This window comes from Oceanobacillus caeni (assembly GCF_042678465.1).
GTDB lineage: Bacteria > Bacillota > Bacilli > Bacillales > Amphibacillaceae > Oceanobacillus > Oceanobacillus caeni.
In genome coordinates this window covers 136224-156982 of sequence record NZ_JBHTKV010000003.1, presented here as the reverse complement: position 1 = coordinate 156982, position 20759 = coordinate 136224, and the positions used below count along the sequence as shown (strand labels likewise).

Genomic DNA, 20759 nt, shown 5'->3' with positions numbered 1-20759 from the left:
TGGCACTATCATGAATTTATTTAGGAGGATGAAGATGGGAATTTTAAGTGGCAATCCCCAAGATGAACCAATGCACTATGGGGAAGTATTTGGTACATGGTCCTTTTTATTAACGGCAAAAGGAGCAATTGCAGGTTATCAAACTCACCTAAATCATGCTGGTGATGAAGATTTGTTAAAGTTGCTTGAGGAAACTATTAACAATGGCCAGCAAGAAATCCAACAAATTGAAACGTTATTAAAAGAAAATGGAGTTGGATTACCTCCAAGTCCACCCGAACGACCTAAAGCCCACTTAGAAGACATTCCAGCTGGCGCACGTTTTACTGACCCAGAAATTGCCGCGATGTTATCAGAAAATATTGCAGCAGGATTGGTCGCATGCAGTACGATTATAGGGCAATCCATTAGAGAAGACATTGCCGCGATGTTTGGACAGTTTCATGTTCAAAAAGCAGCACTCGGAGTTAAAGCACTCCGATTAAATAAAGAAAAGGGATGGCTAATTCCCCCACCATTACACCATTATAAAGCTGATGATTGTTAAAAGTCGAAAGGAGTTGCCATGAACGGTAACTCCTTCGTTTGTTTTAGTGAGATTCGCGGTAAAGTAGAGGCTCGAACAAACCCCAGTAAAGTAAATGAAGAACGGACCCGTGGAAATTTTCGGACCCGTTCTATTATGTTTTAAAAATGGGAAAAAATATCCGTGGACTTTTTGCTTGAAACAGGCAGACTTGCTTATCATCAGCGGATGATTTTATTATAGTTTGTTATACTAGTTGACCGCCTTTTTTGGAATACGTCATAATTCCTTCCGCCGCTCGATAAGCTAATGCCCCAACCGTTCCCGTTGGATTGTAACCACTATTATGTGGAAAAGAGGATGCACCTACAACAAATAGATTATCCATATCCCACATTTGTGAATAGTTATTGACGGCCGACGTATCTGGATTGTCTCCCATTATTACTCCGCCTGTATTATGAGTTGATTGATAAACAGTAATATCATATGGTCCAAGTTCTTCCATAGCATCCACATGATCAGCACCCATCTCTTCAAGAATCCTTTTGGCCTTTTTAGCTGTAAACTTGGCCAGTTCCCGATCTTGATCCTCAAAATCAAATGTCATGCGAAGGAGTGGGTCTCCGAACGTATCCTTATATGTTGGATCGAGATCCAAGTAATGATGGCGAAATGGCATACTTGCTCCCATTGCACCGACAGATAGTGAGCGATTAGCATACTTTAGTGATTTATCCTTAAACTCTGCTCCCCAAGAAGGTGTTCCTTTAGGAACTGGATTGTTTTGAATCGGCCTTGCACCAGTTTGAGTTAATGCTAAATAGCCGCCATGGATAAAATTAAGGTCGGAATGATCGAAATTATCACCGTTAAAATCGTCAATTACTACTCCCAACGCTCCCGCGCCAGCAAAATTATTAAACTCCATGTCATCGTAAAAACCAGTTGCCGCACCCTTAACGACTTGATAAGCATAATTTTTACCGATTACGCCAGTACCAGTAGCTGGATCATAAGGGCGTCCAATTTTGGATGTTAATAATAGCTTAGTGTTATTGAATACATAGCTCGTTATTACAACTACATCCGCTGGTTGTTCAATTTCCTCTCCGGTCGTCAAGTCGGTATATAGTACACCTGTTGCTTTTCCATCCTTATGTAGGATTCGACGTACCCATGAATGTGTGCGCAAGTCAAATTTTCCTGTTTTATTAGCAACAGGGATAACCGTTACAACAGGATCTGCTTTTGCTCCATACTCACAGCCAAATCGTTCGCAAAAGGAGCAATATTGACAAGCTGCTCTAGATATCCCATCTGGGTTTGTATATGGTTCAGATAAATTTGCTGATGGAACGGTATATGGGTGATAGCCGAGCTTTTTTGTTGCTTCTGTAAACATCTTCATTTGTGGGGAATGCTTCATTGGCCCAGTCGGATATTTATCGGAACGTTTTCCCCCTAGTGGGTTTTCTTCTCCTGAGATACCTGCCATTTTTTCAAACTTGTCGTAATAAGGCTCTAATTCATTATACGTTATGCCCCAATCTTGGATAGTCATCCCTTTAGGAATTTTCTTTTCCCCATAACGATCCACCGTTTGGCTACGAATTTCGAAATCATAAGGAAGGAAGCGATATGTCTGTCCATTCCAGTGTACCCCTGCTCCACCGACTCCTTCCCCCATTAAAAATGAACCATAATGTCTCATTGGCAAAGCGCGCTTTTTTTCATTACTTCTAAAGGTCAGTGTGGACTTAGATAAATCCTGGAACAATTCATAACGCAGTGCATACCTTAATTCATCATGCACCATATAATAATCCTCGGTACTTCGCTCTAATCCTTTCTCTAGACCAACTACAGAAAGTCCCTGCTTCGTTAATTCGGAGGCAATAATACCTCCTCCCCACCCAACACCAACAATTACAACATCCGTTTTTGGCATTTTTTTAACCATACGTTTTAAACCACCTTATTTACAAAATTATTTTTCATATATTCTTACAACAAATAATGATCATTACATATGATCACGTAAGCTTCGAGGCTCAATTTTTTTAAAGCCCTCTTCAATAACATCGAGATAATTCATTTGATCCCCCGGATAGTCACGCATTCTCCAACCGTCCATATCAATATTTCCACCGTAAAGCGGATCACTATACAACCCTTCCAAAGTTACACCACGAAGCATATTAAAAAATCCGCTAGCAGAAATAGTTGAAAGTTTTACCTTATCGGACTCAAAATCTTTTAAGATGTCATCTTGTTCCTCTGTCGACAGTTCACTAAATTCCTTCTTATATTTTTGGTGGGAATAATTTTGCAGTTCCCGCAATCCTACGCGGAAAATTTCCCGACGTTTTAACCGGCCTTGATAACCTTGCTCTTTTTCGCCATGAAAAAAAGGAGGTTCCATATAATCTCTTGAATTAAATCCATAAGATCCCGCTAATTGATGGTCAATATAAAACGGCACACCAAGGTCCTTTGCCCCCGGACCGTTATGATCCTTTGGAAAGATACGTTCGGTAGCTGCTTCCACAGTTTTAAATTCGGCCTGACTAAAAAACATTAAGGCTTGGTTATAGTTTTTGGTTTCATTTGCAGCTTGGCGCTGTTGCTTGTTATCTTCAGTACGCCAAGGAATCAAGCCTCCAATTACACCACCAACTGCTAGTCCACCAACTGCTACACCTGAACTTTTGATAAACCTTCGTCTGGATATTCTTTCTTCCTCAGATGTTTTATTTTCATTATCCTTTGTCACAGAATATTCCTCCTAACCTACTTACTTTAAATGTAGTATGGACCAAAAATAACCATTCATACATTAATAATTTTTGGGTAACCTAATGATTAACTACATTACAATTTGGAGGTAACAAACAATGAAGAAAATGAAAATAACAATTGCAATGGTGATAATCGTTATTAGCATGCTTTTAAGCGCATGCAACAACGATAACCAAGAACATGGTGATAACGATAACAGTAACAACAATACTGAAAATGTTAGTAACACAGCAAATCCTGATCATGGAAACAGAGATATATCAAATCCTGATATCATTCCAAGTGAAACCGATGCTAAAAGCAGGACAACAAACCTTCACGGAAATACATACAATGGAATAGGACAAAACATTTACAGTTCCATTGGTAGCTCTGGAATCCATGAGGGTGGCGTTTCTTCCTATTTTGAGTCCATTTTAAAAGGAGAAGGCATTACAGGTATTAAAGTTTTCGTAATTGACGATTCAATCGTTTTAGCTAGAAATAAAGCCGAAACTACCAATCATCAATACGATAATATGCAACGAAATTTACTTAGCGGAGACGAAGGTATGTCTGGAAAAGGAGAACCAGATGGAGTCAATCCTAAAAATGATGATCATGATAATTTATCCCAGGCAAAAGCTATGGTAAATGAGCTATTCAACGGCAATGTAAAAGTTCTGACAGTCACTAACCCGGATGCAACAACGATCATCGAGAACATAAAAGATGATATTCAAGGAGAAGATTACAAATCTGCCTCTGACAATTTATTACAATTGTTAAACATGGCAAAATAGAAATACTTCATATACAAAAAGACATTACATAGTTGATCAAAATAACATGTAATGTCCTTTTCTTTTACAGGCTAGCCTCGTTTTTTATACCAGACTTCAAGTTGAATGGGACGTTTTTGGAAGAAGTTTTTCTCCATGTTGAAGGAGTTCGAACACAATCATTTATACATTTAACAAAAGCGCAAGCGCCCGTTTAACGACGTACGGACTGGACTGAGCCGTAGGAGATAAAGGAAACACGACGAACGGGAGTGAGTCGATGTTGACTTATCGTACGGAGGTGAAGGAAGTCTCGCTACGGCTTTAGCGCTGGAGCTGGACGTGGCCTTCCTTATGATAAGATTTAATAAGCTAAATTTTTATACATTCTTATCTCTTAAAAAATACTCAAGGCTTGCCTTCATCACCTAATTAAAAAGGGGTGTTCTGTCAAGCATCTAAAAAAAGCCTTGAAGACATATCAAGGCTTAACGAAATGATTTATATAAACATCCCTTATAGGGAAAAATTAATTCATTAAATTACCAGCTTGCTTTTTTTAGGCCAGGAATTTGACCCTTATTTGCATATTCACGAAGGCAGATCCGACACAATTCGAATTTTTTCAACACACTATGTGGTCTGCCGCAATGCTTACAACGACTATATTCACGAACTGCAAATTTTTGTGGCTTTTCCTGTTTTACAACTAAAGACTTTTTCGCCATGCGGCATCCTCCTTCTTTTTATGAATAAAACGTTATTATACCATGTTTTTCAATTTTATCTAGCGGCCAAATTATGGAAGCAACGTATTCATGGGAGAAGTCCTGCATCTAGCATTTAGTCACCTATCTATTTGGGAAATGAGTGACCCAATCCGGAAAAAGATCTCACTTTTGGTCACTCATCATGCGAATGAGTGACCGAACTCAGATAAAAAGTACCCTCTTGGTCACTCATCATGCAAATGAGTGACCGAACTCAGATAAAAAGTACCCTCTTGGTCACTCATCATGCAAATGAGTGACCGAACCCAGGAAAAAGGTACCCCTTTGGTCACTCATCATGCGAATGAGTGACCCAATCCAGAAAAAAAGTACCCCTTTGGTCACTCATCATGCGAATGAGTGACCGAACCCAGATAAAAAGTACCCTCTTGGTCACTCATCATGCAAATGAGTGACCGTATCTAGAAAAAGATCTCTCATTCGGTAAGTCATCAAAGAATGAATCCCATACTTCCGATCCTTATGGAAAGCATAAAAAAAGAAAGTGCATTACTCTAGTTCTCACTAAAAGTATTGCACCATCTATTTGAAATTCAGAATAAGCCAGGCACTCCATGGCTCTTATAATGTTTTCGGTGTTAAATTAAAGCAACGTTTATAAATCCATTTGTAATTTTCTACGTTTAGGTCTCTTGGGTTCCCGATCGTTTGCGGATCCTTCATTGCTTCTTCTGCTAAACGATCAATCATCTCTGGTGATACACCTTGTTCTTCTAGTGTCGGAACTTCTAAATCTTCTACTAATTGATAAACCTCATTGACAGCTGCTTTTGCTGCTTCTTCGGTTGACATTCCAAATGTATTCACGCCTAAAGCTTGTGCAATACGGGCAAATTTAGCTGGATGACCTTTCCAGTTGTATTCCATAACTGGCCCCATCATTGCGGCAACACATTGCCCGTGAGCAACTGGGATAATTCCACCTAATGTCTGGGACATCGCATGTGCTGCACCTGCAGATTCACTGCCATAAGATAATCCTGCTAGCATTGCTGCCTGTGCCATTCCATAACGTGCTTCAATATCGCCACCATCCGCATAGGCACGGCGGATGTACTTTCCGACATATTCCATCGCTAGTAATGCAACAGCATCTGTTACTGGTTGTGCATAATGCATGGTGTAGCATTCAATTGCATGTGCCAGGGCATCAATACCAGTCATTGCCGTAACATGCGGCGGCATGGAAACATGCAATTCCGGATCAATAATCGTTAAATGAGCTGCGATTAATGGACCACCCGTATTGAATTTAAATTCGCGCTCTTCATCGGTGATAACTGCCCATTGCGTAACCTCTGAACCAGTTCCAGCAGTTGTTGGTATCGTTGTTAATGGTGGAATGCGGTTTTCTAATGGTTTTTTTCCATCCGCTGCTTCGTAATCCAGTACGGAGCCTTCATGTGTTGCTTCTACACCGATTGCCTTCGCTGTGTCCATAGAGCTTCCTCCACCAACCGCAACTAATCCATCACAATTTTCCCCTTTGTACAAATCAAATCCTTGTGCGATGAGACGTACAGGAGGGTTGGGTTCTACTTTATTGAAAAGTACCACTTCCACTCCAGCCTCTTTTAAGTGCTTTTCAATTGGTTTCGTTACGCCAGCATTATAAATTCCAGGGTCAGTTACGAGTAGTGCTTTTGTAACCCCAAGATTTTTAACCTCTTCCCCAACGTGCTTAATAGAACCAATTCCGTGCTTAATTGCAGTTGGTAATTCAAATTGATGAAACTTATGCATATGTTCTACTTTCATGTTTAAACTCATGTTTATTCCTCCTAAAATTTAACTTATAAAGAAGACTTCCTTCATCAGGGCAGTTGATCTTCCCCCTGCCTTCTTTGTTTCCTCAAAAGCTTGAAGTGGGATAAAATGTGAACTTCATTCATTTTCCTTTAAACTCGAACTCTATTAAAACCAATTATTCGGCTGTGGGTCTAGATTTTGAAAAATATGCTTGGTTTCTTGGTATTCTTCTAAACCGGTTTTTCCTAATTCGCGACCGATACCAGATTGTTTATAGCCTCCCCATGGTGCATGAGGGAAGTAAACATTAAATTCATTAATCCAAACGGTTCCCATGCGCATCTTAGAAACACAACGTTCCGCTTTGGCAATATCTTTTGTCCAAACTCCACCAGATAATCCGTAAATTGAATCATTTGCTAGTTTAATAGCTTCTTCTTCTGTTGAGAATTTTTCTACGGTAATAACTGGACCAAAGCCTTCGTTCTGTACGACATCCATGTCCGTTGTGCAGTCAGTTAGAACAGTAGGTAGATAGAAAAATCCCTTTTGCAATTCTGGGTCAGTCGGACGTCCTCCACCAACTGCTACTTTCGCGCCTTCTTTGATACCTTTTTCCACATAATTTATGACTTTATTTAAATGAGTCTCTGAAATAAGTGGTCCCATTTGGGTTGATTCATCAAAGCCGCTTCCAAGCTTGATGTTTTTCACGCGTTCCACAAGTGCCTCAACAAATTTGTCATGAATCGATTCTTCGACAATGACACGAGTACCAGCTGAGCAAATTTGACCGGCATGGAAAAATACGGCATTTAATGCTTGATCAACTGCGGTTTCAAAATCGGCATCCGCAAAAATGATATTCGGATTTTTTCCACCGAGCTCAAGTGCAATTTTTTTCATGTTGCCACTAGCCGCCCGCATAATCCCTTTTCCAGTTTGGATTCCGCCGGTAAAAGAAATAAGGTCTACATTGTCATTAGCAGAAAGTTCTGCACCAACTGTATTGCCGGCACCAAGTACGAGGTTCACAACCCCTTTTGGTACACCAGCCTCTTCCATTAATTCAAAAACTTTCACTGTAGTGAGTGGAGTAATCTCACTTGGTTTCATGATTAACGTGTTTCCCGCAGCTAATGCTGGTGCTAGTTTCCATGAGGCCTGTAATAATGGATAATTCCATGGAGTTATTTGTCCACAAACCCCAACAGGCTCTTTCACTATTTTACTGATGGTATTTGGAATGGGAGAATCAATGATTTCCCCTCCATCTTTATCAGCAATTTCTGCATAATAGCGGAAGACACCAGCAATATCATCCATGTCACCACGACTTTCCTCTACTGTTTTACCAGTATCAAGGGATTCCATCTCCGCTAATTCCTCTTTATCCCTTTCAATTAACTGTGCAATCTTAGCAACGATACGCCCACGTTCTGTAGCGGACGTATTCGACCATTCGCCTTGATCAAATGCCTCCCTTGCAGCAGAGATTGCTAGTTTTGTATCTTCTTCCTTACTTTCCGAAACAACAGCAATGACTTCTTGATTATATGGGTTAATAATTTCTCTTACTTCACCAGAGAGGGCAGAAACCCATTCGCCATTTATGTAGTTTTTCTTGATATCCAATCTATCCCCTCCTCATCCATATTAAAATGATTAATTTTGTTAAGAAAAAATTTAACGTTCCGAACAAATTTAATTTAACATAAGCCATTTTCCTTTGTCAAAGGGAAAAGTTAATTTTTTTCAGATAATTCCCCAGATATAGCATTTGACATATTTTTATTTTTGTTTAACATTAAGTTTGTTAAGAAAAAATTTAATTTAATGAACAACGTTTTTATTTGGAGGATTTATATTGGATAAAGCACATAATGAGAGGGCAAAAGAAAAGTTAGAATATGCGCAAGATCAAGTGATAGAAGCAATTTCCGAAACAATGGATTTATATGGAGTTACTCCCGCAGCAGGAAGAATTTATGCCACGATGTATTTTAAAGATCAAATGAATTTGGATGAAATGCGTGAAGAATTAGGTATGAGTAAACCAAGTATGAGTACCAATGTTCGTAAACTACAACAAATTGAAATGGTAAAGAAAAGATTTCAACGTGGCACAAGAAAACATACGTATGCAGCGGAAAAGGATTTTTTCCATTCCTTTATGGCCTATTTTTGCCAAATGTGGGAACGTGAAGTGAAATTAAACATGGAAGCTATAGCAAAGGCAGAGAAACTTTTACTAGAGATTTATGAAGATGAGTCTATCTCTAATGATATTCGTAACGAGGCAAAGAAAGATTATGATTTATTGAATCAATCAAAAGTATACTACCGTTGGCTTGAAAAATTGGTAGAAAGTATTCGAACAGAGGAAATTTATACATTTATACCAAAAGAATAGAAATAATTTAAAGGGAGAGATGCTTAAACATGTATTTTAAAAAGGGGAAAATATGGCTTATCACAATCGTACTTATGATGCTACTTAGTGCTTGTGGAGGGGGAGACGGCACAACATCAGCAAAACAAAAAGATACTGCGTCAAAAAAGACCATTAATATTGGGCAAATCAGCTGGGCAGAAAATATAGCTGTTACGAATATGTGGAAAGTTATTCTTGAAGAAAAAGGTTATGAGGTCAATTTTCACCTGCTTGATATGGGGACCCAAATGGCTGCATTGGAAAATGATGCATTAGATATTAATTTGGAAGTGTGGTTACCTGTTCAAGATAAAGAATATGTGGAACAGTATAAGGATAAGGTTAACTTCTCTGAAGAAACTTGGTATGATAATGCGAAAGTAGGATTAGTTGTTCCTAGTTATTTAGAGGAGATCAATAGTATAGAAGACTTGAAGAAAAATAGCGAATTATTCCAAGGAGAGATTACCGGATTTGACCCGGGTGCAGGTACCATGCTTGTTACTGAAGAAGTCATTGAGGAATATGATCTGGATTACGAGTTACTTTCCAGTTCAGAACCTGCAATGTTAACAGAAATAGAAGCTGCCACGGAAAATAAAGAACCCATTGTTGCACCACTATGGAATCCACATCGCGTCTTCTCCGAATTAGACTTAAAATATTTGGAAGATCCTAAAGAAGTCTATGGAGGAGTCGAAAAGATTTACCATGCAACCCGCCTTGGATTTGCTGAAGACTTTCCAGAAGTGAGTGAATGGATAAAAAACTGGAAAATGGATGATCAATCGGTCGGTGAGTTAATGAGCTATGTGAATGAAGCAGAAGAAAATGGAGAGGATCCAATGGTTGGTGCTGAAAAATGGATTGAGGATAACGAGGAATTGGTGAATGAGTGGGTGAAATAGAGCTAGGGTTCTTCGTGTCCTAGTTTTATCTGTAAAACTACATCACACTCAAACAGGTCGGTAACTATGACAACAAAATAGTGGCTAATAAACTATAAAGTGAAACTCAATCAGTGGGGGGTTTCTTGCATCACCCACTGATTGTTAGTTGAACTTATCAGGGCGCTACTGGCTGCCCGACCCCACTTAGATTTCTTGGTTAACTCGAATTCTTGACGTAGGGTCTTACAGCCAGTTAAGACGTGATGAATGTAAGTACTAAAAAGAAGTAATTACCCCGCATGGTGAAGGGTGATTACTTCTTTTTTTGGTAGTTGCTTTAATTGCCTAATCAATCCAGTTCAAATGAACAAATAGAATAATGCATCAGTTGCCTGGTAATTCACCAAACAGGACAAGGGATCTTTCCCCATTGCTCACTCAACACCGAATTTGTATTTTGTTACCGAGTTATATTTTTGTTCCTTATTAATAATTATTGATGGAAATGTAGGGTGATGAATAGCATCTGGAAGACCTTGTGTTTCAAGACAAATCCCAAGATGTTTCCTCGATGGAACATCTCGGATATAGCCTTTATCACTTATTGAATTACCAGAATAGACAACAACACCAACCTCGTCTGTTTCCACAATTAGTATTCTTCCGCTTTCAGGATCCTTCAGTATTATTTCTTCGTCATGATTTCTACTTAAAAGAAATGGATGGTCATAACCTTCCCCTACTAGAATATTTTGCGGATGATTGGAGACAGCACCTGATTTAATGGTCCTCTCCTCGGTAAAATCAAACGGGGTATTGCTTACATCTAACATGGTACCAGTTGGAATAAATTCTTGGTCCAGTTCTAAGAATTTATCACTCTTTAGTTTTAGTGTATGATTTAAAATATCCTGTTTAAGGTTGCCACTTAAATTAAAATAAGAATGGTTTGTCAGCGCAAGAGGTGTTTTTTTATCTGTAATAGCGTCATAAGTAATGACTAGTTCATTATCATTATTTAATGTATAGGTAACCTTTATTGCTACATTTCCTGGATACCCTTCCTCACCATCTGGGCTTAAATACTTGAAATGAACACCAGCTTCGTTTTCCTTTTTAAACACCTCGGCATCCCAGATAACACGACTGAATCCTTTTATACCACCATGAATGTGATTATTTTGTTCATTCTTCTCAAGTGTGTAAGAATGCCCATCCAATTCAAACCGCGCGCCTTTTATCCTCCCACTAACGCGACCAACAACAGCCCCAAGGTATAATGAATCATTCAAATATTCCTCAAATGTATCGTATCCAAGGACAACGTTTTCAAAATTACCCTGTTTGTCCGGTACTATCATTTTAGTAATAATGCATCCGTAATTGATGCAGGTTAGTTCGGCACCACTGTCATTTTTGATTGTAAAAGAATATACAGCCTGATTATTAAGTTCCCCAAAGTTTTCCTGTTTTACTTGCATGGTTTTCCCTTCTTTACATCAAAAGTAATATCTAACGGGGACACAGGACCCGTCCTCATGACTCATGGCCTATTCACGCACTTTTCCCCTTTGCTTTTCTACTTTCTCCGACTTTTTCAATTTCCTCAAGGGTGCGACCTCGAGTTTCAGGAACACGTATCCGGATAAATAAGACACCAAGTAAACAAATTGCCCCAAAGATTGCAAACACAGCTTCCTGTGCCATAGAAGCGGTCATGATTGGAAATAGCAATCCAACCATGAAGGAACCAATCCAGTTAAACGATGAAGCTAATCCTGAAGCGCGCCCACGAATGACCAGTGGGAAAATTTCTCCTACGATAACCCACGTTAAAGGTGCCCATGTGAAAGAATAAAATGCTACATAGATACTTAAAAAGAAAACGATCATCATCGGACTTGCATTAGGAATTAATAAATTCAGTATCGCTGGCAAAATAAAGGATAGCCCCATAACCGTTCCACCTACTGTTAATAAAGTACGGCGATTAAATTTATCAGCTATCAGTAGGAATAGTAATGAACCTAGTACAAGAATAACTCCTTGAATAATTGGCCACATCAAAGCGGAGCTGGCTTCATTTCCTGTTGCAGTTTCCACAATCAAAGGAATGTAATAAAAGATTGCGTTTGCTCCCTGGAATTGTTGAAAAGCGGCAACACCCACACCGGCAATTACTAAGTAGCGGTATTTACCACTTAAGAGTGTAGCCCATGATGCTTTTTGATTTACATTTGTTTCCTGTTTGGAAGTTTCTTGAATTTGCATTATTTCAGAATCAATTTGTTCTTTGTTAGGGCGAATAAAGCTTAATACCTTACGTGCTTCATCAATTTTGTTATTTTTAATTAAGAAACGTGGTGATTCAGGTAACCTTAACACTCCAATAAATAGGATCAAAGCAGGTACAGCAGCCAAACTAAGCATCAACCGCCATGCCATTGTTCCCGGTAAGTCTTTCAATAAAAAAGCAACGACGTACGATAGCAACATTCCAGAAACAATCATGGTTTGATTAATTCCTGACAGACGTCCACGTAAACGTGCGGGTGCCATTTCTGACATATAAGCTGGAACCAATGCAGAAGCAGCACCAACTGCTAATCCTAATAAAATTCGAGCAAAAATCATAAAAATGATCCCATTGTGAGGAGATATTCCTGCCAAAATGGATCCGATAGCAAAAATGATAGAGGATATTAAAATCATTTTCCGCCGTCCAAGACGATCAGAAAGTTGACCGGCCAAGGCACCTCCAAAAATAGCTCCTAACATCAACGAAGAGGTAATCCAGCCAACAGCACTAGGATTGTTTTGAAGATTCCAATCATGTTGTAGAAAAGGCAAAGCGCCTGTCATTACGCCGATATCATAACCAAAGAGAATGCCTCCAAAAGCTCCAAAGAAATAAATAAAGCCACTTGATATTTTCTTTTCATGAACCATAAAAATTCCCTCCCCAAGGGTAATATTTATTTAAATCTCTCCAATAAAAATTCGACTTTAAAAAACAATCAAAATATTTTCTTACTGTAAATACATGCTAGTATTTCATACTAGATTATTTATTAAGTTAAATCCGTATCTCCTTCGTTTCCTTCTTTGATATTAAGCGCGTTCATATTCCCTTAAGTTTAGCGATTGCGCTTACAAGTAGAAAGAGACTTATTAATATCTAATGGTTTCTATTTCTATTTTTAACCCTCGGAATACCTATTTTCATCCTCCAAGGAGGTAGTACCTCCTTGGAGAAAAAGGCCATTACTTAATCACTACGTATTCCAAGTCAACAAGTTTTGCATAGCTTACAATTTGGTCTGTTGTTAAATTAAGTGATACAACTGTATGGTGACCACCACCATTTTCAATCCACGCTTTAACCCCATCATGGAAGTTTGGTTTTACCTCCCAAAGCACACGAGCAACTGGAAGATTTGGTGCTGGAGTAGTTGGCTCAAAGGCAGAAACTTCATTGATTAAAAGTTTGAAATGAGTACCAAAATCAGCCATGGAAACAACGACACCATCCCCTGCTTTTCCATCAAATACTAAACGTGCAGGATCTTCACGATCACCAATCCCTAATGGAGATACAATAATTTTTGGTTTGTTACTTGCTAAAGTTGGGTCTACTTCAAGCATATGTGATTGAAGGATAGATTCTTGGCCTTTAGCTAATTCATATGTGTAGTCTTCCATAAAACCTGTTGATTGGTTATGACTCATTACTTTGAGTAAACGATCAAGTGCTGCCGTTTTCCAATCACCTTCACCAGCAAAGCCATATCCTTGTGCCATCAAACGTTGTACTGCAAGACCAGGAAGCTGTTTCATACCGTATAAATCTTCAAAGTTCGAAGTGAAGGCATTATAACCCCCATCATCAAGGAAACGTTTAATCGCAATTTCATAGCTTGCTTGTACTTTTACGCTGGCTTTCCAGTCTTCCTTACTGTATGTGCCATAATCAAATTCATAAAGATTTTCATATTCTGCAAATAAAGCATCAATTTCTTCTTCTTTAACAGCATTGACGTATTGAACTAAGTCTCCAATACCAAAGTAGTCTACAGTCCAACCAAATTGAATTTGTGCTTCAATCTTATCTCCATCCGTAACCGCAACATTACGCATGTTATCACCGAAACGAGCGACCTTAATGTTAAAACTTTCGTTATAGGCAACCGCAACATCCATCCATTCCGCGATTTGCTGTTTCACTTCAGGTCGTTCCCAATATCCGACAACAACTTTATTTTGTTTATTTAAACGGGCATTGATAAAACCATATTCACGGTCACCATGAGCTGCTTGGTTTAGATTCATAAAATCCATATCAATCGTTTGCCATGGAATACTTTCATTAAATTGTGTTGCTAAATGAAGCAACGGTTTTTGTAATAATTTTGTTCCACGAATCCACATTTTTGCAGGTGAAAAAGTATGCATCCAAGTAATAACACCTGCAACTTCATCACGATAGTTAATTTCTTTCATCGTGTTTGTGATTTGTTCCGCACTTACAGCTAAATCTTGCAATACAAGCGGATATGGTAAAGTACCGCTTTCATTTAAGGCATCCGTTATTTTTTGTGCATTTGCTTTAACCCCAGCCAATGCTTCCTCTCCATAAAGATGTTGCGAACCTACAACAAACCAAAATTCCTTTTTTTCCATTGTTGACATAATAATCCTCTTTTCGTAGTTTAATAGTTTCGTTTATTTCTTTTGTCCATAATAGGCATCTTTTCCGTGTTTCCGTAGATAATGTTTGTCTAAAATCCTTTGTGGTAACTCTTCAGCAAAACTGTTTAATTCACGTGCAAATAAATTCATCTTTGAAACTTCCTCTAGTACAACACTATTCATTACTGCTGATTGAACATCTTTCCCCCAAGTAAATGGAGCATGGCCGTGAAGTAAAACACCCGGAACTGCAAGAACATCTAACCCACGCTCTTCAAATGTTTCAATAATGACATGACCTGTTTCCGTTTCATATCCACGGTCAATCTCCTCTTGTGTCAAGTAGCGAGCACATGGTACAGCCCCATAGAATGTGTCTGCATGAGTGGTTCCCATCGCCGGAACATCAAGACCAGCTTGAGCCCAAATCGTTGCCCAAGTGGAATGAGTGTGAACAATACCACCGATTTCGGGAAAATGTTTATAAAGTACGGCGTGGGTTGGAGTATCTGATGATGGGTTCAACTCACCTTCCACAACTTTTCCCCCTAGATCAACAACTACCATATCGCTAGCTTTCATCGTTTTATAATCCACACCACTCGGTTTGATAACAAACAATCCGCTATCTCGATCAAAAGCACTTGCATTTCCCCATGTGTATTTTACGAGTCCGTGTTTTGGCAGGTCTAAATTGGCTTGAAATACTTCTTCCTTCAATTGTTCTAACACATTAATCCCTCCCGTTTCTTCTTATATCAAATTAGCTACAGCAACCTCTTCAATCACTAAACCTTTTTTGTATCGCTTGATAAATTCTTCAAATCCTTCAACGTCAATCCCATCAGGATAAATTCCCTTCCCTTCGACACCTTTAAAAACTTTTTCATCGAGGAAGTCCTCTAGACTTTCATTTATGTCCCTATTCAACATGTAAGAAGCAAGTAGCGCCATTCCCCACGCACCACCTTCCCCAGCTGTTTCCATTACAGAAACGGGAACATTCATTGCAGCTGCAACAATCTTTTGTCCGACTACAGGTGTTTTAAATAAACCACCATGAGCTAAAACACCATCAATGGCAACGTTTTCTTTCCTCGTCAAAATATCCATCCCAATTTTCAAGGCTCCAAATGCCGTAAAAAGATGTGTTCGCATAAAATTAGCTAAGTTAAAGTTACTTTCCGGAAAGCGAACAAACAATGGCCGTCCTTTTGCCAAACCTGTTATATTTTCACCCGATAAATAACCATAGCTAAGCAAACCACCACCATCTGGTTCCGCTTCCAAAGCTTTGTTCAACATCACCTCGAATAATTGATTAGATTCCACCTTTTGCCCCATTGCCTCAGAAAATTCACGGAACAATCCAAGCCAAGCATTAAGATCACTTGAACAGTTATTTGCATGAACCATTGCAACCGGGCTTCCATTTGGCGTCATAACCAAATCAATTTCAGGATAAACTTTTGATATTTCCTTCTCTAATACAATCATGGAAAAAACGGAAGTCCCTACTGAAACATTTCCTGTACGTTTCCTCACACTATTCGTAGCAACCATACCTGTTCCCGCATCACCTTCAGGAGGGCAGAGTGGAATACCTGGTTGTAAATTTTGTGATCTGTCTAGGATTTTTGCTCCAATTTCAGTTAATTTACCTGCCTGCTCTCCCCCGTTATAAACCTTAGGAAGAATATCTTTAAGCTTCCAAGGAAAATTTTTATGAGATATTTTTTCATCGAACTGCTTAATCATGGATTCATTGTAATCTTTCGTTGATTCATCAATTGGGAACATGCCAGAAGCATCTCCAATACCGATGACTTTTTCTCCAGTAAGTAACCAGTGAATAAATCCAGCTAAAGTAGTCATAAAGTCAATACGTGACAAATGTTTCTCTTCATTTAATATTGCTTGATAGAGATGAGCTATACTCCACCTTTCGGGTATATTGAATTGAAACAAATCAGTTAGTTCTTTTGCTGCAACGCTAGTTGTTGTATTACGCCAAGTACGAAACGGAACAAGTAGTTCACCAGTTTTGTCAAAGACCATATACCCATGCATCATTGCTGAAAACCCAATAGAACCAATTGTCCGAATGGTAACTCCATAATTCCGTTCAACTTCTTGCTTCATTTCACTATAGGCTGTTTGTAAACCAGTGATAATATCCACTAAGTTGTACGTCCAAAATCCATTTTCCAAACGATTCTCCCATTCATAACTTCCAGATGCAATTGTTTCAAAACGGTTATCTATTAATACTGCCTTTATACGTGTAGATCCAAATTCGATTCCAAGTGAGGTTTCTCCCTTAGTAATCGCTTTCTTGATGTTCACTTGATTTGTATTCACGTTAATCCCCTCTCTAACACAACTTTAAAACCACGGACAAAAGAAGGCGCTTTAATTTTTACTCAATTTATATTTTCTTTTACAATTTCAGTATGAATGTTGTACGTACATTTGTCAATATAATTATTTTATATACACACAAGTTTAGAGCCGGAATTTCTCTACTCCCCTCTTTAATTGTTAAAATTTAAGGTATTTTCCCTACAAGATTGATAAGATCACAGAAAAGTAAGATTGAGTATAAACTCTTTAATAATAAGTTTAATTCTTTTCATTACTTGAAAACTATGGCAAAATATGTACAGACAAGCACCTTGAATAATTCCATCGAAATGTGAACAATAAAGGAAGTGAGCAACATGAAACCCAAATATCAAGTCATTAAGGATGATTTAAAAAGTAAAATACTTTCAGGAGAATACAACGTATTAGAAAAAATTCCTACTGAATCATCCTTACAAGAAATATACGATGTAAGTCGACATACTGTTCGAAAGGCTATTTTAGAACTATCAAATGAAGGATTTCTAAGAAGTGAAAAAGGATCTGGTACGTATGTTAGTAATGAATATCAATCCAGAACTGGCGGAAATTCCAATAATAAAACAATTGGTGTAATAACGACCTATATTTCAGATTACATTTTCCCGTCCATTATTCGTGGAATTGAAGGAAGATTAAATGAGGATAATTTCTCATTGCTATTAGCTAGTACAAATAACGATGTAGAACAAGAAAAAAAAGCTTTAGAAATGATGCTATCCTTTGGAGTGGACGGTTTGATTGTCGAACCTACGAAAAGCAATTTATACAATCCTAATATCGCCTATTACCTATCATTTATGGAACAGAATATTCCGTTCATCATGATCAATGCTTACTATGAAGAACTAGATGTTCCTTTCTTATGTCTCGATGACGTACAGTCTGGCTATCTGGCAACAAAAGAATTAATATTAAAAGGTCATTCAAAAATTGGGTTAATTTCAAAAACGGATGATTTACAAGGAAAGTTTCGAATGAAAGGCTATATAAAAGCTCTCGGGGAAGCCAAGCTACAATTTCAACCTGAGCATGTTTTTTCGTACGATACAGAGACGAAGCCATGCTTATACGCGAACTTAAAGGAGTTTCTAAATAAAAATAGGGACGTCTTAACAGCAATCGTTTGCTATAACGATGAAGTAGGGTTTATAGTGGCAAATTTGTGCAGACAACTTGGTATATCTATCCCAGAAGAACTATCCATTATTGGTCAAGATAATTCCTATATCACCAAAAATGCTAATATCAAACTAACCACATTAACACACCCGCAAGAACAAATGGGACGTGATGCAGCAAATTGGGTCATTAAGAAATTACAAGGTAAGAAGGAATTACCAAACGAACACTATTATCAACCTGTACTAATTGAAGGAGAAACGGTAAAAGAGTTGGGGGTCAAATCGTTGTAGTACGTTCATTTACCCCGGTATATCCGTATATTATACAAACCCAAAAGTTACTTTAGGTACTTAGCTAAAGTGACTTTTTATTTAAGTAAGTTCGAATAAATCGTCCGTTATAGAATTAGGACAGTGCAGAAAATGTTTTAGAATGAATTGCTCATAATCTCCTAATAAATTCATTTCATGCTCCTTGCTCAAAGAAAAACTGTTGGATATTATCCAAACATCATTCGAATTCTTCCGTAAAAAGGACTTAATACTCCCTATTATCTTCTTTTCTCATAACGCTTTTGCCTGGGCTCACTACCAGTGTATCGTTTCATACCTGGATTATCTAAATACCTGGTCAATGATTCTTTTAGCTCCGGGTATTCCTCAATTTCTTGGGATAAATCTTCTTTCCCTAAATCATCTTGTGAACTCAAATCATTATTTTCAATCTCAATAGAAATTAACTTACCATCCACAACAAAAACTCCAGATTGTTTTCCATTAAGAGCATGAAATAATTCTTGCTTTGTATGTTCGCTTAAAGGATTCATCTTAACATCACCTCAAGATTTATTATATGTTCTGACCTAGGATCCTTTACTTCTATTGGAACAAGGAACCACGGCTCTTTTTCATTGTCCGCCCTCTTTCAATGCGTTAACATAGAATAAAGCTATGTAAAAAGGAGCACACAACCATGATTTCTTTAGGCATATTAGATTATTCACCAATTGATGAAGGCAACAACGCACATGATGCATTATGGGAAACGACAGAACTTGCAAAATATGCAGAAGCACTAGGATACAAACGATTTTGGGTATCCGAGCATCACTTTGTAGATTCTGTAGCGAATAGCAGTCCGGAAATGTTGATGATGCACTTGGCATCCTCAACGAATGACATACGCATTGGATCAGGTGGTGTCATGCTTCCACATTACAGTAGTTACAAAGTCGCGGAAAACTTTCGAATGATGGAAGCTCTTCATCCCAATCGAATGGACCTTGGAATTGGTAGATCACCAAGTTTTCGCATCGTAAACCAAGCATTGAATGAAGGGAAGACTAAGAAAACATCCTATGAACAACAAGTAATGGATTTGAAAAAATATTTTACCGATAATATAGAAGACGAACACCGTTTTCAATCCTTGATTGCCACTCCAAAAGTTCCTACAAAACCTGAAATGTGGATGCTCGGAACTGGTGAAAAAGGTGCGGAAGTTGCTGCGAAACTAGGCTTAGGATATGTGTTTGCACACTTCACAAAGCCTGGAATAAAAGGAACCCAAGTTGCAAAGAGCTACCGTGATCACTTTCAAGCTTCCACTTTTCTAAAACAACCAAAGACAATTGTTGCTGTCTTTGCAGTAGTTGGGGAAACAGAGAAGGAAGCGGAGGATCTAGCAAAAGCATTTGATCTATGGTTACATTTTATTGAATCAGATAACCAACCACCTTATTACCCATCTGTTCAAACAGCAAAGAAACGTGGCTTTAGCTCTATTGAAGCACAAAAAGTAAAAGGAAACCGAAAGCGAATGATCGTTGGAACAGCCAAACACGCAAAAGAAGAAATGATAAAAATTGCTGAAGCTTATGATGCCGATGAAATTATGGTGATACCGAATGTTTCTGGAATTAAAAATAGGAAGAATGTGGTGCGGTTGTTGGCTAAGGAGTTTGAACTTTAACAAAAGGACAGAAACAGTTCCTCCTTGTCAAAATCTAATCAATACAACTGTTAAAGAGCCAAACATGTTGATCGTGCTTGGCTTTTTCTCTTATTCTCCACCATGTTTTTTCTTCAAGTTCTTAAATACTGCTTCACCATTTAGAAGATTTTCCCCGTTTTCAATTTGTGCTTCTCCCTCAGCTAACTTTTGATATAATTCTAGCTTTCCTAACGAGTCTTCATAAGTTTCCATACTCATAATCACTAAATCACCATACCCATTCTTCGTAATGAAAACTGGTTCCTTGATTTGATGACACAGTTCAGATATTTCAGTTGTATTTCTTAATTCCTTTATCGGGCGAATTTCAGGCAAAAAAAGCATCTCCTCGGTTCATTTTTGTGCCTAAATTATAGCATCTTTATGTACAGTTAACAATATATGATCTACCCATACATATTTTTACGATAAGGTTATTATCATACGTTACCGTTGTCCTTACTCTTTCAATATTCCATCCTAAATCAAACGTTTTTTTGAATGATGACCGAAAAAAAGTATTTCGTAATAAAAATGATGTTGTGACTAATGCGGGATTTAATGGGTAAATTAAAGGGTATATATAATTTATAACTT

At 38.1% G+C, this 20759-nt stretch carries 18 protein-coding genes; 6 read left to right on the top strand and 12 right to left on the bottom strand.

Annotated features, from left to right (window positions below):
- Nucleotides 1–34 precede the first annotated feature (34 nt).
- Entirely contained in the window at nt 35–547 is a 513-nt protein-coding gene (locus tag ACFQ18_RS04245; RefSeq protein WP_204797714.1) for a DUF3231 family protein, read from the top strand.
- Between the two features lie 226 nt (nt 548–773).
- Here ACFQ18_RS04245 and ACFQ18_RS04240 read toward each other — a convergent pair whose 3' ends face one another.
- Together ACFQ18_RS04240 and ACFQ18_RS04235 are read right to left on the bottom strand one after the other, a co-directional pair.
- Nucleotides 774–2489 (bottom strand): GMC family oxidoreductase, encoded by a 1716-nt coding sequence (locus tag ACFQ18_RS04240; protein WP_047185967.1) that lies wholly within the window; start codon nt 2487–2489, stop codon nt 774–776.
- A 63-nt stretch (nt 2490–2552) separates the two neighbouring features.
- Nucleotides 2553–3302: a gluconate 2-dehydrogenase subunit 3 family protein gene (locus ACFQ18_RS04235; RefSeq protein ID WP_047185966.1), complete on the bottom strand. Its 750-nt coding sequence runs from the start codon at nt 3300–3302 to the stop codon at nt 2553–2555.
- A 121-nt stretch (nt 3303–3423) separates the two neighbouring features.
- Between ACFQ18_RS04235 and ACFQ18_RS04230 the strand changes: the two genes are divergently transcribed.
- Entirely contained in the window at nt 3424–4110 is a 687-nt protein-coding gene (locus ACFQ18_RS04230; protein WP_204797715.1) for a hypothetical protein, read from the top strand.
- A 521-nt stretch (nt 4111–4631) separates the two neighbouring features.
- Here the strand turns inward: ACFQ18_RS04230 and ACFQ18_RS04225 are convergent.
- The 3 genes from ACFQ18_RS04225 to betB all read right to left on the bottom strand — a co-directional run bounded on the left by ACFQ18_RS04225 (nt 4632) and on the right by betB (nt 8264).
- Nucleotides 4632–4817 carry a type Z 30S ribosomal protein S14 gene (locus ACFQ18_RS04225; protein ID WP_145523593.1) on the bottom strand — a complete coding sequence of 62 codons (186 nt, stop codon included), beginning with the start codon at nt 4815–4817 and terminating at the stop codon, nt 4632–4634.
- 624 nt (nt 4818–5441) lie between these two features.
- Nucleotides 5442–6650 carry an iron-containing alcohol dehydrogenase gene (locus ACFQ18_RS04220; protein ID WP_047185964.1) on the bottom strand — a complete coding sequence of 403 codons (1209 nt, stop codon included), beginning with the start codon at nt 6648–6650 and terminating at the stop codon, nt 5442–5444.
- A 144-nt stretch (nt 6651–6794) separates the two neighbouring features.
- A complete protein-coding gene (betB, locus tag ACFQ18_RS04215) occupies nt 6795–8264 on the bottom strand; it encodes a betaine-aldehyde dehydrogenase (RefSeq protein ID WP_204797716.1) in 1470 nt (489 codons plus the stop codon).
- Between the two features lie 232 nt (nt 8265–8496).
- Here betB and cudC point away from each other — a divergent pair, with 232 nt between their 5' ends.
- On the top strand, nt 8497–9042 hold the full coding sequence (gene cudC / locus ACFQ18_RS04210; RefSeq protein WP_204797717.1) for a choline uptake/conversion transcriptional regulator CudC: 546 nt from the start codon (nt 8497–8499) through the stop codon (nt 9040–9042).
- A 29-nt stretch (nt 9043–9071) separates the two neighbouring features.
- Nucleotides 9072–9971 (top strand): glycine betaine ABC transporter substrate-binding protein, encoded by a 900-nt coding sequence (locus tag ACFQ18_RS04205; protein WP_204797718.1) that lies wholly within the window; start codon nt 9072–9074, stop codon nt 9969–9971.
- Between the two features lie 416 nt (nt 9972–10387).
- Here the strand turns inward: ACFQ18_RS04205 and ACFQ18_RS04200 are convergent, their stop codons facing one another.
- From ACFQ18_RS04200 to ACFQ18_RS04180, 5 genes are all read right to left on the bottom strand, one after another.
- Nucleotides 10388–11434, bottom strand: a complete 1047-nt coding sequence (locus tag ACFQ18_RS04200) for an aldose epimerase family protein (RefSeq protein WP_047185960.1) — start codon at nt 11432–11434, stop codon at nt 10388–10390.
- A 73-nt stretch (nt 11435–11507) separates the two neighbouring features.
- A complete protein-coding gene (locus tag ACFQ18_RS04195) occupies nt 11508–12902 on the bottom strand; it encodes a sugar porter family MFS transporter (protein WP_047185959.1) in 1395 nt (464 codons plus the stop codon).
- A 315-nt stretch (nt 12903–13217) separates the two neighbouring features.
- Nucleotides 13218–14642 carry an L-arabinose isomerase gene (gene araA / locus ACFQ18_RS04190; RefSeq protein ID WP_204797719.1) on the bottom strand — a complete coding sequence of 475 codons (1425 nt, stop codon included), beginning with the start codon at nt 14640–14642 and terminating at the stop codon, nt 13218–13220.
- Nucleotides 14643–14675: 33 nt separating this feature from the next.
- On the bottom strand, nt 14676–15374 hold the full coding sequence (locus tag ACFQ18_RS04185) for an L-ribulose-5-phosphate 4-epimerase (RefSeq protein WP_047185957.1): 699 nt from the start codon (nt 15372–15374) through the stop codon (nt 14676–14678).
- 21 nt (nt 15375–15395) lie between these two features.
- Nucleotides 15396–17003, bottom strand: coding sequence for a xylulokinase (locus tag ACFQ18_RS04180; RefSeq protein ID WP_204797720.1), 1608 nt, complete (start codon nt 17001–17003; stop codon nt 15396–15398).
- Nucleotides 17004–17362: 359 nt separating this feature from the next.
- Between ACFQ18_RS04180 and ACFQ18_RS04175 the strand changes: the two genes are divergently transcribed.
- Nucleotides 17363–18460 carry a GntR family transcriptional regulator gene (locus tag ACFQ18_RS04175; RefSeq protein WP_204797721.1) on the top strand — a complete coding sequence of 366 codons (1098 nt, stop codon included), beginning with the start codon at nt 17363–17365 and terminating at the stop codon, nt 18458–18460.
- A gap of 260 nt (nt 18461–18720) precedes the next feature.
- Here ACFQ18_RS04175 and ACFQ18_RS04170 read toward each other — a convergent pair whose 3' ends face one another.
- Nucleotides 18721–18996, bottom strand: coding sequence for a hypothetical protein (locus ACFQ18_RS04170; protein WP_204797722.1), 276 nt, complete (start codon nt 18994–18996; stop codon nt 18721–18723).
- A gap of 146 nt (nt 18997–19142) precedes the next feature.
- On the opposite strand from ACFQ18_RS04170, the gene ACFQ18_RS04165 reads away from it, so the two are divergent.
- Nucleotides 19143–20141 carry an LLM class flavin-dependent oxidoreductase gene (locus ACFQ18_RS04165; protein ID WP_145523590.1) on the top strand — a complete coding sequence of 333 codons (999 nt, stop codon included), beginning with the start codon at nt 19143–19145 and terminating at the stop codon, nt 20139–20141.
- A 90-nt stretch (nt 20142–20231) separates the two neighbouring features.
- On the opposite strand, the gene ACFQ18_RS04160 is transcribed toward ACFQ18_RS04165, so the two are convergent.
- Nucleotides 20232–20498 carry a type II toxin-antitoxin system Phd/YefM family antitoxin gene (locus tag ACFQ18_RS04160; protein ID WP_047185952.1) on the bottom strand — a complete coding sequence of 89 codons (267 nt, stop codon included), beginning with the start codon at nt 20496–20498 and terminating at the stop codon, nt 20232–20234.
- Nucleotides 20499–20759 lie beyond the last annotated feature (261 nt).